The 13254-nt window shown below is 29.6% G+C and carries 12 protein-coding genes; all 12 read left to right on the forward strand.

Translation table 11 applies throughout. The features are described 5' to 3' along the window. The first annotated feature begins 12 nt into the window (after positions 1–12). The 12 genes from neuB (at position 13) to AC3IPI_RS09350 (ending at position 13254) form a co-directional block, all read left to right on the forward strand. Positions 13–1053 carry an N-acetylneuraminate synthase gene (neuB, locus tag AC3IPI_RS09295; RefSeq protein WP_489158609.1) on the forward strand — a complete coding sequence of 347 codons (1041 nt, stop codon included), beginning with the start codon at positions 13–15 and terminating at the stop codon, positions 1051–1053. Further along, positions 1046–2182, forward strand: a complete 1137-nt coding sequence (gene neuC / locus AC3IPI_RS09300) for a UDP-N-acetylglucosamine 2-epimerase (RefSeq protein WP_489158611.1) — start codon at positions 1046–1048, stop codon at positions 2180–2182. The genes neuB and neuC overlap by 8 nt, the downstream gene beginning before the upstream one ends. Positions 2183–2322: 140 nt before the next feature. Further along, the gene (locus AC3IPI_RS09305; RefSeq protein WP_489158613.1) at positions 2323–3102 is read left to right on the forward strand and encodes a polysaccharide deacetylase family protein; all 780 of its coding nucleotides are present in this window, start codon (positions 2323–2325) and stop codon (positions 3100–3102) included. After that, entirely contained in the window at positions 3099–3935 is an 837-nt protein-coding gene (locus AC3IPI_RS09310) for a GNAT family N-acetyltransferase (protein ID WP_489158615.1), read from the forward strand. The genes AC3IPI_RS09305 and AC3IPI_RS09310 overlap by 4 nt, the downstream gene beginning before the upstream one ends. 9 nt (positions 3936–3944) lie before the next feature. Further along, positions 3945–5339 carry a hypothetical protein gene (locus AC3IPI_RS09315; RefSeq protein WP_489158617.1) on the forward strand — a complete coding sequence of 465 codons (1395 nt, stop codon included), beginning with the start codon at positions 3945–3947 and terminating at the stop codon, positions 5337–5339. Beyond that, entirely contained in the window at positions 5332–6435 is a 1104-nt protein-coding gene (locus AC3IPI_RS09320; protein WP_489158619.1) for a glycosyltransferase family 4 protein, read from the forward strand. Before AC3IPI_RS09315 ends, AC3IPI_RS09320 begins: the two co-directional genes overlap by 8 nt. 8 nt (positions 6436–6443) lie before the next feature. Further along, on the forward strand, positions 6444–7877 hold the full coding sequence (locus AC3IPI_RS09325; RefSeq protein WP_039117246.1) for an MBOAT family O-acyltransferase: 1434 nt from the start codon (positions 6444–6446) through the stop codon (positions 7875–7877). Then, entirely contained in the window at positions 7877–8758 is an 882-nt protein-coding gene (locus tag AC3IPI_RS09330; protein WP_489158621.1) for a hypothetical protein, read from the forward strand. The genes AC3IPI_RS09325 and AC3IPI_RS09330 overlap by 1 nt, the downstream gene beginning before the upstream one ends. A 2-nt stretch (positions 8759–8760) precedes the next feature. Continuing rightward, on the forward strand, positions 8761–9912 hold the full coding sequence (locus AC3IPI_RS09335) for a glycosyltransferase family 4 protein (RefSeq protein ID WP_489158623.1): 1152 nt from the start codon (positions 8761–8763) through the stop codon (positions 9910–9912). Beyond that, positions 9909–11450 (forward strand): glycosyltransferase family 2 protein, encoded by a 1542-nt coding sequence (locus tag AC3IPI_RS09340; RefSeq protein ID WP_489158625.1) that lies wholly within the window; start codon positions 9909–9911, stop codon positions 11448–11450. Before AC3IPI_RS09335 ends, AC3IPI_RS09340 begins: the two co-directional genes overlap by 4 nt. Then, the gene (locus AC3IPI_RS09345; RefSeq protein ID WP_489158627.1) at positions 11447–12442 is read left to right on the forward strand and encodes a glycosyltransferase family 2 protein; all 996 of its coding nucleotides are present in this window, start codon (positions 11447–11449) and stop codon (positions 12440–12442) included. The genes AC3IPI_RS09340 and AC3IPI_RS09345 overlap by 4 nt, the downstream gene beginning before the upstream one ends. A 2-nt stretch (positions 12443–12444) precedes the next feature. Beyond that, positions 12445–13254 carry a class I SAM-dependent methyltransferase gene (locus AC3IPI_RS09350; protein WP_489158629.1) on the forward strand — a complete coding sequence of 270 codons (810 nt, stop codon included), beginning with the start codon at positions 12445–12447 and terminating at the stop codon, positions 13252–13254.

Consider the following 13254-nt stretch of genomic DNA (forward strand, 5'->3'; position numbering starts at 1 on the left):
CATAACTTATTAATGAATCCATACATAGAAATTGCAGGACGTAAAATTGGGTTAGATTTCCCGCCTTTGGTCATTGCTGAAATCGGAATTAATCACGAAGGCTCATTGCAGGTAGCCAAAGAAATGGTTGACGCAGCGCAAAGAGCTGGAGTGGAAGTTGTAAAACATCAGACTCATATTGTTGAAGACGAAATGAGTGGAGCTGCTAAAAAAGTAATTCCTGGTAATGCAGATGTTTCTATTTATGAAATCATGGAGCGATGCTCGCTGAATGAAGAAGATGAATTAGAACTTAAAAAGTATGTAGAAAGTAAAGGGATGATTTTTATTTCAACCCCATTTTCTCGTGCTGCGGCTAACAGATTGCAGAAATTTGATATTCCTGCTTATAAAATTGGTTCAGGAGAATGTAATAATTATCCATTGCTAGAGCATGTTGCATCTTTTGGTAAACCAGTTATTCTGAGTACAGGTATGAACACGATAGAAAGTGTTCAAAAAGCTGTTGCTATATTTGATAAGCACAATATTCCAGTAGCGCTTTTGCATACTACAAATCTATACCCAACTCCAATTCATTTGGTACGTTTTGGAGCAATGGTAGAATTGCATGAAGCTTTTCCTGATAAAGTTTTTGGATTAAGCGATCACACCTTAAATAATAATGCCTGTTTGGGAGCCGTTGCCCTTGGTGCAAGTATTTTAGAACGTCATTTTACAGACCATATGCAACGTACAGGTCCAGATATTGTTTGCAGTATGGACGAAAAAGCATGTCAGGAATTAATTATTTCATCGTCAGAAATCGCTTTAATGCGTGGTGGAACTAAAAAGCCAGCATTTGAAGAACAAGTAACAATCGATTTTGCATTTGCAACTGTTTGCGCAATTACCCCAATTAAAAAAGGAGAGATATTATCTAAACAAAATATTTGGGTAAAGCGCCCAGGAACGGGAAAGATCTTAGCAGAACATTTTAATGACTTGATAGGGAAAATTGCTTTAAGAGAAATTGAAAACGATGAACAATTAGATTTTTCAGATTTTGAGTAATTCAATAAAAAAAATTCTATTTCTTACAGGAACTCGTGCCGATTTTAGTAAAATAAAATCACTAATTCAAGCCCTTGAAAAGCAACAAAATTTCGAAGTATATATTTTTGTGACTGGAATGCATTTACAAGAAGTTTATGGTTACACACTAATTGAAATAGAGAGATGTGATTTTAAAAACATCCATACTTTCAAGAATCATACTCATGAAACCACAATGGATTTAACTCTTGCTAAAACCATTGAAGGATTATCTACTTATTGTAAAGATCTAAATCCAGATATGATTGTCGTGCATGGAGATAGAGTCGAAACATTGGCAGGTGCTATCGTAGGATCTCTCAATAATATTTTAGTTGCACACATAGAAGGTGGGGAAGTTTCTGGTACTGTTGACGAATTAATTCGCCATAGCGTAAGTAAATTAAGTCATATACATTTTGTATCTAACAAACAAGCGCAGAAAAGATTGATACAAATGGGAGAAATAAAAGAATCAATATTTACAATTGGTTCTCCAGATGTTGATATTATGTTTTCAGATCAGTTACCAGATTTGAAGATAGCTAAAGCATATTATAAAATTGATTTTAAAAAATATGCAATAGTTATGTTTCATCCAGTCACGACCGAAATTAAGGAAATGCAGCAATATGTAAAAAACTTTGTGACTTCATTACTGCAAGACAATCATAATTATGTCGTGATTTTTCCGAACAATGATTTAGGAAGCCAATTTATTCTTGAAGAATATGAAAGATTGAAAGGAAGCGAAAGATTCAGAATTTTTCCATCACTAAGATTTGAGTATTTTTTGACATTATTAAAAAACAGCCAATTTATCATAGGCAATAGTAGTGCAGGGATTAGAGAAGCTCCATATTATGGAATTCCGATTATTAATATCGGAACACGTCAGCAGAATAGAGCTGTTCATGCGGATATAATTAATGTTGATTATTCTGAAAATGAAATTAAAGGAGCGCTTTCGATTATTGATTCACATAAAATACAAAATATAGAGGATGATTTTGGACAAGGAAATAGTAATCAATTATTTCTAGAATGTCTTAAAAAAGATGATATTTGGCAACTCAATCATCAAAAACAATTCAGAGATATTAAATAATGCTTACAGTTAGTAATTATCATTATATACGAAATAAGTTTAAGGCAAATTATCCAAGTATATTTGGACTTACTCCTAAAGAGTTTCAACAACAATTAATGTTGCTAAAAAAACAAGGAGATTTTATGAGCCCAAACAATTTGGCAAGTAATATTGATGAGGTATTAAAATCTAAAGAAAATATTTTATTAATAACTTTTGATGATGGTTTAAAAGAACAATTTGACTTGGCCTTGCCAATTTTGGATGAACTTAATATTCCAGCCATTTTTTTTGCTAATTCATTAAATTTTGAAGATAAAAAAGTAAGTACAGTTCATAAAATTCATTTATTAAGATCGATAATCTCTACAACTGAATTTTTAGAGAAAATTTTAAAAATTGAAAAAGTTGATTTTTCAGATCTAGAAAAAATGAAAGCGAAAGAAATTTATAGATATGACGATGAAAATAGTGCAGTTTTAAAGTATATTTTAAATTTTAAACTAAATTTCAAACAGCAAGAAGGAATTGTAAAAAAAATGTTTGATTTGCATTTTGAAGAAAGTAGTGTTCTAGAATCACTTTATATGAGTGAAGAAAATTTAAAAGAACTTGCGAAATTGGGGTATTTGGGAAGCCATACACACAGTCATTATCCATTAGGTTTATTAAATACTGAAAAAATTAAATTTGAACTTGAAAATACTAAAACATTTTTTGAAGGACTAACAGGTTCAAAATTAGATTTAGTTTCATATCCTTACGGAACCCCTGAAACTTGTACAGATGAAGTTGCCGAGATAGCTAAAAAAGTAGGATATAAATTAGGTTTTACAACAAATAGAGGAGTAAATGCAGCAACTAGTAATCATTTGTTATTAAATAGATTTGATTGTAATGATTTGGTAGGAGGTAAAAATTATAAAGAAAAGTTATGATTACTAGAGAAGCAACTATAAACGATTGGGGAATTTTAGAATCTTTTTTCAAAATTATATATAGAGAAAATCATCCGCTGCACGATAATTTTTTTTGGGAATGGCAATATGGAGATTCAAAACATGGTCGTTCATTTATATGTTTAAACGAAAAAGGTGAAGTTGTTGGTCATGTAGGAGCAAATTTTGGCGGTGGTCTTGCTTGGATTATTAATGTATATCTTAATGAAGAATGCAGAGGAAAAGGTATTCTAGGAAAACTGTATGAATTGGCCCGTAATTATTATCCGTTGGCCGCAACAGCAGCAAATGAAGCGGGATTAGGACTTTATAAAAATATGCGTTGGATTCGTTATTATGATTTGGTACGTTATGTAAAAGTTAATCCAAATATTGAGAATAAAGATTTTACCAATGTTTGTGTTCCTGTAGATGTTGAAATAGAATCTTTGATAAAAAAAGATACTCATTATTTTTGTCAACCATCCATAAAAGGGATTGTTTTAAATGATGGTTCTAGGGCGGTAAGTCAGGAAAATGTAGGAGGATTGAGGATTGTAGATATCCAAAATCTGCAACTGTTAGAAGAGCAAGCATGGCAATTAGGTTATATATGGATGGATTATATTTCTTCGTGGAATGACTTAAAATCTAAAGATTTAGAAAAAAATGGTTGGGTTTTGGATTATAAAAGTACTATTCCATGGCGATTGAATCCTGTAGAGAAAGATAGATTTTGTGATATTACATTTCTTTCAGAAAAGCCTTTAGATAATAATTTTGTAGTGCATAGATCCTATTCTGATCATGGAAGAGTTGGAAGTCTAAAATAAGAGTTTTTTATGAAGAATTTAGGGGTTGTTATTACAGATGGTGTTGGATTTCGTAATTTTATATTAACCGATTTTATTAAGGAAGCAAAAGTTAATTTTGATGAAGTAATTATTTATTCATGTTTGCCAAAAACAGTTTATAGTGATTTCAATTTAGAGTGTAAAATTATAGAATTAAGGGTTTTTGAGGAATCTTTTTATACGTGGTTTTTTAGAAAAGCCAAAGAAGTTACCCATTTGCAATTACATGCAAAAGGCAATTTTGGTATCGAAGATAATTTAAGCAGCACTAAATCGAAAGCAAAAAATCCGAGAGGATTTGCAACAAGAATTATTCATAAATGTTCCAAATTATTTTATTCAGAGAAATTGATTTGGATCTATAATCGTTTACAACAACAAACGTTTAAAAACGATTTAATAACCAAAGAGTATTTAAATCTTTTAAAAGAGGATAACATTTCTACGTTATTTTTTACACATCAGCGTCCACCATTTATCGCCCCGCTTATTTATGCCGCAGAAAAATTAAAAATTAAGACTTCAGCTTTTATTTTTAGTTGGGATAATTTAGCTTCGAAAGGTAGAATGGCAGGTGTTTTTGATTTTTATTTGGTTTGGAGTCATTTGATGAAACAAGAATTACTTACGTTTTATCAATCTGTAAAAGAAAAACAAATAAAAGTGGTAGGAACTCCACAATTTGAGCCTTATTCAAGTAATGAATTTGGATACGATAAAGAGGACTTTTTGCAGAAGTTTAAAATTGATAATAATTATCCAATTATATTTTTTACTTGTAATGATGCAAGTAGTGAAAATGACCCAATCTATTTAGAGTTACTAGCAAAATTTATTTCAGAAGAAAGACTTGTGAAAAAAGTTAATCTAATAGTTAGAACATCCCCAGCTGAAGAACCTATAAGATTTGAGAATTTAATTAAAAAGTTCCCTTTTATTATTTGGAACTTTCCTGACTGGAATATCAGCAGAGAAGGACATCAGGAAGCTTGGACGCAAAGAGTGCCAACTGTTGAGGATTTGAATGATTTAAAAACGTTATTAAAATATTGTGATTTGTGTATAAATGTCCTGTCAACAATCACTTTAGATGCTTTTATTTTTGATAAACCAGTTATAAATCCTGTTTTTGGAACGGATAAAAACGGTTGGTTTGATGATCAAAAATTTTTGAAATATAAACATTTATCAAAATTAGTTGATTCCGATTCAACTAATATTGTCAAAAATGAAAATGAATATTTAGATGCAGTTAATTTTATTCTTGAAGGAAAAGATAATAAACAAGAACAAAGAGTAAGCTTTCTTCGACTACAAATAGGAGGAGAATTAAAAAATACTAGTAAACGCATTGCCACAACGTTATTATCATTCAATGATTAAGACAAAAATAGCAGTTCTCTGCAATTATGAATTACTTCCTGAAAGAGTTGGAGGTATGGATTATTTTTTCTGGGAGTTTGATAAAAAGTGTAAAGAGGATAATATTGAAGTTGATTGGTTTTTTCCTAACAAATCTAGTCACGGAAGTTATTCGGATTTGACTATTTACAGTAGTAAAACAGAAAATATCGAAAATTATTTTCTCTCTTTTTATAACCAAAATAAAGAAGAGTACACACACATAATTACCCATTTTGTAGAGTTATGTACTCCTATATTTTATAAAATAAAAAAAATATCAAAAGCTAAAATAATTGCGGTAGATCATAACCCGAGGCCATTAAAGGGATATCCATTCAAGAAAAAAATAAATAAAAGGCTAAAGGGAATTTTATTTTCGAGATATATTGATGTTTTTGTTAGTGTTTCAGACAGTACTAAAAAAGAGTTAGTAACAGATTTTGGACAACTGATTAAAAATAAGATTAGAGTTGTTCCAAATGGATTAGATTTTTCAAAATTCAAACAGAAAACTAATTTTTCATTGAATAAAAAATTTATTGTTGTTTCTCATCTAAGGAAAGAAAAAGGAATTCAGGACTTAATTGTAGCAGTTAAAGAAATTGAAGAGAATAAAAAAAATGATATTTCAATTGATATTTATGGAAAAGGATATTATAAAGAAGAATTAAATAAAATGATTGAAGATTTCTCCCTTCAAAACATTTTTAATTTTAAGGGTAGTGTGTCAAATCTAAATGAAATCTATTGCAATTATGATTACCTAATTCACCCTTCTCATGGAGAAACATTCTGTTATGTTGTCTTAGAGAGTTTAATATCTGGTTTGCCTGTAATAACGACCAAGAAAGAGGGGAATGTACTTGGTTTAATAGAAGAAAATAAGAATGGGTTTTTATTTGAGGCAACTAAAACCAGTCAATTAAAAAAAATTCTAGAAAACATTTTAAATCAAAATTATATTTTAGAAAATAACTCAAATATTAATGATAATTTGCGAGCTTTTTCTTTAACACAAATGGTCGATAATTATTTAGGATTAGTATCTGAAAATAAGTTCATTAAAATTTCATAAATACTTACATGTTTTTTAATTCCTTGGCTTTTGCCATCTTTTTACCAATCGTTTTTTTTCTGTATTGGTTTGTCTTTAATAAAACAAAAAGCACTCAAAATGCTTTATTGATTGTTGCTAGCTACTATTTTTATTCTTGCTGGGATTGGAGATTTTTATTTTTATTGGTTTTCTCAACATTTCTGGATTATTATACAGGAATTCAAATTGAAAAAGGGAAATCAGAAAGAAGTCGGAAATTTTGGTTTTGGCTTAGTATTTTAGTCAATTTAGGATTCTTAGGAGTTTTTAAATACTATAACTTTTTTGCAGCATCTTTTGCAGAACTATTAAATTCTGTTGGAATTCAGGCTAGCCCTATTTTATTAAGCGTTATACTTCCAGTTGGGATTTCATTCTACACTTTTCATGGATTATCATATGTAATTGATATCTATCTTAAACGAATAAAAGCCGAATATAACTTTGTAGATTATTCTCTGTTTGTTAGCTACTTTCCACTTTTGGTTGCAGGACCAATCGAAAGAGCTACACATTTATTGCCACAGGTAAAAGTTAAACGTGAGTTTAATTTTCAAATGGCGAAAGAAGGTATTTACCAAATTATTTGGGGATTAGTTAAAAAAGTTGTCATTGCAGATACTTGTGCTACTTATGCCAATGCTATTTTTGATAATTATACTTCAATGAATTCTTTCTCTCTTATTTTGGGCGCAATATATTTTGCATTCCAAATTTATGGGGACTTTTCAGGATATTCAGATATTGCACTAGGAGTTTCTAAGTTATTTGGTTTAGATTTATTACGAAATTTTAATTATCCATATTTCTCACGAGACATAGCTGAGTTCTGGCGCCGTTGGCACATTTCGCTGTCGTCTTGGTTCCGTGATTACCTTTACATTCCGTTAGGCGGGAGCAAAGGTGGTATTTGGATGAAAATCAGAAATACCTTTATCATTTTTGTAGTTAGCGGATTTTGGCATGGTGCGAATTGGACATATATTGTTTGGGGATTTATAAATGCAGTTTACTTTCTGCCTCTACTTTTATCAAATAGCAACAGAAACAATATGGATGTGATTGTACTAAAATGGAATTTTGGCTCTGTAAAAGTAATAATGAGTATTCTCTATACTTTTTTATTGACCTGCGTTGCTTGGGTATTTTTTAGAGCCAGAACAATAACCGATGCAATTGAGTATTTGAAAAGGATGATTTCTAATGGGGAATTTAAAATTCAATTTTTAGCAAATGATCGAAGTAATTATGAATTGATAATTATGATTGGTTTGTTTGTTTTAGTTGAATGGAATAATCGTAATAAAATAGAACCTATTTCGGGAAAAAGAAGCTTATTGAAATTAGCTTTAGCAATAGCAGCTATTATGGCATTAGGTACTTTTTCAGATTATAAAGAATTTATATATTTTCAGTTTTAATGAAGAAGTTTTTAATTTATATAGGTATAGTTTTAGTTGTAACTATTTTAATTGCTGTTGTTCTGGATGGTATTTATACTTGTGTGTATTTGCAATCCCAAAATAGAGGGAAAATAGAAACAATTTTTAATTCAGAGAATCAAAAATATGATGTTGTTATTTTAGGAACATCTCGCGCTAATAACCATTTCGTAGCCCAAATGTTTGAAGACAAAGGCCTAAAAACTTTCAATTATGGAATGAGTGGGGGGCATTTATTCGAAACTTCATTATTATTGAAGTTAATGATAGAGAGGAAATATGTGATTAAAAATGTTATCCTTGAAGCAGATCTGAGTCTTGCAAATGATTCTGAATCGGAAGGAATCGCTGCCAAATTTCTGCCTTATATTCATCACTCAGATATTATAAAAGAGCATTTTAAAGTTTTTAAAAATTTTAAAGAAATGTATTATATTCCATTTTATAGATATGCAAAATATGAAACTAAAATTGGTTTCAGAGAGGTTTTTTATGCAGCTGTTCATAAAAAGACAAATGTCTTAGATAATTTAGGATATTATCCGTTAGTAAAACATAAAAACGGAAATATGAAGAATAATATTGTCAATTTAAATCCTTTGCCACACAATAAATATTACGAAGAAATCAAGAATATCTGCAAAGCCAATAATATTAATTTGATAACTGTAATGACACCAATGTGCGAAAATGTTGTGGGTATGAATTATTTCGAGAAAGTAAAAAAAGCTTATCCAGAAATTCATAATTACGAAAATGTTGTGAAGGAAGATAAATATTTCTCATCTTGCGGGCATATGAATGATACTGGTGCAAGAATGTTTACAGCTAGAATTTTAAAAGATTTTTTTAATAAATAAAAATGAAGATAGCATTTTTGACTCCAGAATACCCACATCCTAAAACAGGTAATTCTGGAGGTATTGGTACAAGTATTAAAAATTTAGCAATAGGGCTTTTAGAACAAGATGTTTCTGTTAGAATTCTTGTTTATGGTCAGAAAGAAGATACTACTTTTTATGATAATGGAATTCTTGTACAACAAATAAAAAATATCAAGTTAAAAGGATTATCATGGTTTTTGACAAGAAAAAAGTTAGAAAGGATAATAGATCAATTATTTTTAGATAAAGAAATTGATTTAGTAGAAGCTCCAGATTGGACAGGTATTTCATCTTTTATAAAGCCAAAATCCTGCCCACTAATAATACGTTTAAATGGATCAGATACTTATTTTTGCCATTTGGACAATCGTCCAGTAAAATGGATTAATAAGTTTCATGAAAAAAGAGCTTTGCAAAATGCAGATAAACTGTTATCGGTAAGTCAATTTACTGCAGATAAAACAAATGCCATTTTTGGTTTAAATAAAGAATTTATAATTATTCCAAATCCTATTGAGGCTAATTTATTTAAGACTGATAATGAAAACCCTCAGAAAGAAAAAACCATATTGTATTTTGGAAGTTTAATTCGTAAAAAAGGACTTCTCGAATTGCCATTAATTTTTAATAAAGTAATAGAAAATAGTCCTAATGCTAAATTAATTTTAATAGGTAAAGACGTTTCAGACATTATTTCTGGAAATTCTTCTACCTGGCAAATGATGCAAGAACTATTTTCAGAAGATGCTAAAAAGAATGTGGATTATTTAGGAAGTGTACCTTATTCTAAAATAAAAGCAAAAATTGAAGAAGCAACTGTATGCGTATTTCCTTCTTTTGCAGAGGCACTCCCTGTATCTTGGTTAGAAGCCATGGCTATGCAAAAATCTATTGTTGCATCAGATATTGGTTGGGCAAATGAAATGATTATTGATGGGGAAAGTGGTTTTTTAGTAAGTCCAAAAAATCATGATTTGTTTGCATCAAGAATAACGCAACTTTTGGATGATTCAAGTCTAGGAAGAGAAATGGGGAAAAAAGCAAGAAATAGAGTTAAAAAGTTTTTTGATATAGATAAAGTAGCGAAAGATAATATTGAGTTTTATAAATCATTAATTCTTAAATCTTGATAATAGTATATCATTCAGACAATAAGATTACAAGAGTTGTTTCTGAAAAAAACGAGACTTTATCTTTTAATAAAAACAATACTATTGCATCCAGTTTAATAGAATTGGCTTTTCAATTTCCGTTTTCAAAAATAGTTTGGTGTAATGAAAATTACGAGCAATATCTTAATTTAGAATTTATAGATAATTTTTTTCATCATGATAAAGTGATGATGTCTTATAATCCTAATGAAGTTGATTTTTTAGATCGGAAAATTGGTTATGTTGACGAATCTCCTTTTATTAAAATCAATAAAAAGGTAAGTTATCCAACTTGGCAAATGAGTAGTTTGGTAGGAGTGATTCATGCAGCTGTACTTTTGGAAATTAATAAAAAAATAAAATTAGATTCTAATTTTGACTACTATTTGAGTTCAATAGCTAAGGTATGTATGCCTTTAGGGTTATTGTGTTATTCGGAGCCGAAATTATTGTTAGAAAATAAAATTCGTTTGATTTCAAAGCCTTCTAGTCTGATTCTTTTCAGATTTGTGAAACAGCATTATAGAACCAGATGGATATTTTTGTTATTCCTGAATTTAATGATTTATGAATTTAAATTCCCTTTATTAGCTTTTCTATATAGCTTAACTTTTAAGAATAGAAATATTAATAGCATTAATCTAGATCCTATCAAAGTTAGTTCTTCATTAAAGGTAATTAATACAGGGACTATTGATGTTATTATCCCAACTATTGGAAGGAAAGAATATTTGTATGATGTTCTAAAGGATTTATCCCAACAAACACATTTACCTAAAAATGTAATAATTGTAGAGCAAAATCCTTTAATAGGGAGTATTTCAGAGTTAGATTATTTAACTTCAGAAGATTGGCCATTTATTATAAAGCATACTTTTACACATCAGGCAGGAGCTTGCAATGCCAGAAATATTGCTCTTAATCAGGTAGAGAGTGAGTGGGTATTTCTGAATGATGATGACAATCGATTTGATATTAATTTAATAGAAAATGTATTTAAGAATATTGAGCAGTATGGCATTTTAGTTTTGTCTGCTTCGTATTTACAGCCTAACGAGAAATTAGTAAATAAGATAATTAGCCAATCTGGGAATTTTGGTTCAGGGAATAGTTTTTTAAAGTCAGAATTGTTAAAGGAAGTAAGCTTTAGCAAAAGTTTAGAATTCGGTTATGGTGAGGATATCGATTTTGGTTTACAGTTACGTAATATAGGTGCAGATGTTTTGTATTTTCCTAAAATTTCAATACTACACCTTAAAGCCCCTATGGGAGGGTTTAGGATAAAGCCAACATTTCCTTGGGATGGAGAAGCTATACAGCCAAAACCTTCACCTACAATTATGGTTTTAAAACTTAAAAATCAGAATTTAGAGCAAATTAATGGTTTTAAGACCATTTTATTCTTTAAATATTATAAGTTTCAAAATGTCAAAAATCCATTAAAATATTTTGCGAAATTTAAAAAAGAATGGAAACAAAGCATGTATTGGGCTAATGAATTAATAAGTAAGTCATGAAGATATCATTAATTATTTGTACTTATATGCGACCAGAACCATTGTTGATATTATTGCAATCGGTTCAGAGACAAACTTTGTATCCAGATGAAATTTTAATTATTGATGGATCTACAAATAATAAAACAGAGGATATTTTAAATGAAAATCAGTTTAAAAATTTAAAATATTTCTTAGTTGATGATAAAAACCGTGGGCTTACCAAACAAAGAAATTTTGGAATTAATAAAGTAAATGATGCTATTGAGATTGTTTGCTTTTTAGATGATGATACTGTTTTAGAAGAAAACTATTTTGAGGAGTTAATTAATACTTATAAAGATTATCCAGATGCATTAGGTGTTGGAGGGTATATTATAAACGAAACAAAATGGGAAAAAGTAAATAAGAATTATAAAGCTTCTATAAATGAGTTTTATTTTGACGGATGGAAACGTAAAGATGGAAGTCGTTTTGTTTTACGAAAAAAATTGCATCTGGATAGTAATTGTCCTCCTGGTTTTTCTCCTTTATTTTCGCATGGAAGAAGTGTTGGTTTTTTGCCGCCAAGTGATAAAACATATCAAGTAGAACAATTAATGGGAGGAGTTTCTTCTTTTAGAAAATCAGTTTTTGATAAGCTTTCATTTTCTACTTATTTTGAAGGATATGGTTTGTATGAGGATGCTGATTTTACATTAAGAGTGGCGAAAATAGGAAAGCTGTATTTAAATACGGCAGCTAAATTACAACATTTTCATGCCGATTCAGGACGACCAAATCAATATCAATACGGTAAAATGGTAGTGCGAAATGGTTGGTATGTGTGGCACGTGAAAAATTCGAAGCCTAATTTGAAAGATTATTTAAAATGGCACTCAATTACTATACTTTTGACATTAATTAGATTTAGTAATGTTCTTACTTCTAATAAGAAAAAAGAAGCTTTGACAGAAGCAATTGGAAGAACGATTGGTTGGTGGAGTCTATTATTGAATAAACCTAAATTATAAAAATGAAATCAAAACATACAATTTTAGAGATTAACATAAAACAAAAAGAATTTTATAATACCAAGAAAAAGAATTCCGCAACTAGGCTATGGTCAAAATTTAGAAATGGGATTTTAAATAAAATTAAAAAAAATGTTGGTGTTCAGGATCAGGCTTATGTTTTACACAAACAATGGTTTGGAGATTTGTCGGATAAAAAGGTTTTAGATTTAGGATGTTTTTCGGGTAATTATTGGTCGATGCATTTAGCCGAAAATGCAAAAGAGTATTTAGGAATTGATTTAAGTGATGTTGCTATTGAGAAGCTAAATGAGAAACTCAAGCAATTTCCTAATGCCGAAGCCAAAACAGTTGACTTTCTTTCCGATGAATTTGCGACTGATAATTTTGATTTGATTTATGCTTATGGAGTTTTACATCATTTTGAAAACACCACAATTTTAATTGATAGGTTAAATGAAAAATTAAGTTCAGGAGGGGAAATTATAAGTTATGATCCGCTTGAAACAAGTTTGCCAATAAAAATATTGAGAACATTATATAGACCATTTCAATCTGATGCTGCTTGGGAATGGCCATTCACAAGAAAAGTTTTTTATAAATTTCAAAACTCTTTTAATATAATCGAAAGAAGAGGGGTTTTAGGGAAATCTAAATGGATTGTGATGATAAATATGTTGCCAATTTCAGATGAAAAAAAGAAAACAATTGGGCAAAAATGGCACAAAGAAGACTGGGATAATTCAACAACTTCAGATTCAGTTTTATTTAGTTGTATGCATGTAACGATGTTGATGAAGAAAAAAATATAA

This window comes from Flavobacterium sp. GL_143 (genome assembly GCF_057834355.1).

Coding starts and splice junctions, on each gene's coding strand:
- neuB (WP_489158609.1), top strand. CDS start 13: ATGAATCCATACATAGAAATTGCAGGACGTAAAATTGGGTTAGATTTC.
- AC3IPI_RS09310 (WP_489158615.1), top strand. CDS start 3,099: ATGATTACTAGAGAAGCAACTATAAACGATTGGGGAATTTTAGAATCT.
- AC3IPI_RS09315 (WP_489158617.1), top strand. CDS start 3,945: ATGAAGAATTTAGGGGTTGTTATTACAGATGGTGTTGGATTTCGTAAT.
- AC3IPI_RS09320 (WP_489158619.1), top strand. CDS start 5,332: ATGATTAAGACAAAAATAGCAGTTCTCTGCAATTATGAATTACTTCCT.
- AC3IPI_RS09325 (WP_039117246.1), top strand. CDS start 6,444: ATGTTTTTTAATTCCTTGGCTTTTGCCATCTTTTTACCAATCGTTTTT.
- AC3IPI_RS09330 (WP_489158621.1), top strand. CDS start 7,877: ATGAAGAAGTTTTTAATTTATATAGGTATAGTTTTAGTTGTAACTATT.
- AC3IPI_RS09335 (WP_489158623.1), top strand. CDS start 8,761: ATGAAGATAGCATTTTTGACTCCAGAATACCCACATCCTAAAACAGGT.
- AC3IPI_RS09345 (WP_489158627.1), top strand. CDS start 11,447: ATGAAGATATCATTAATTATTTGTACTTATATGCGACCAGAACCATTG.
- AC3IPI_RS09350 (WP_489158629.1), top strand. CDS start 12,445: ATGAAATCAAAACATACAATTTTAGAGATTAACATAAAACAAAAAGAA.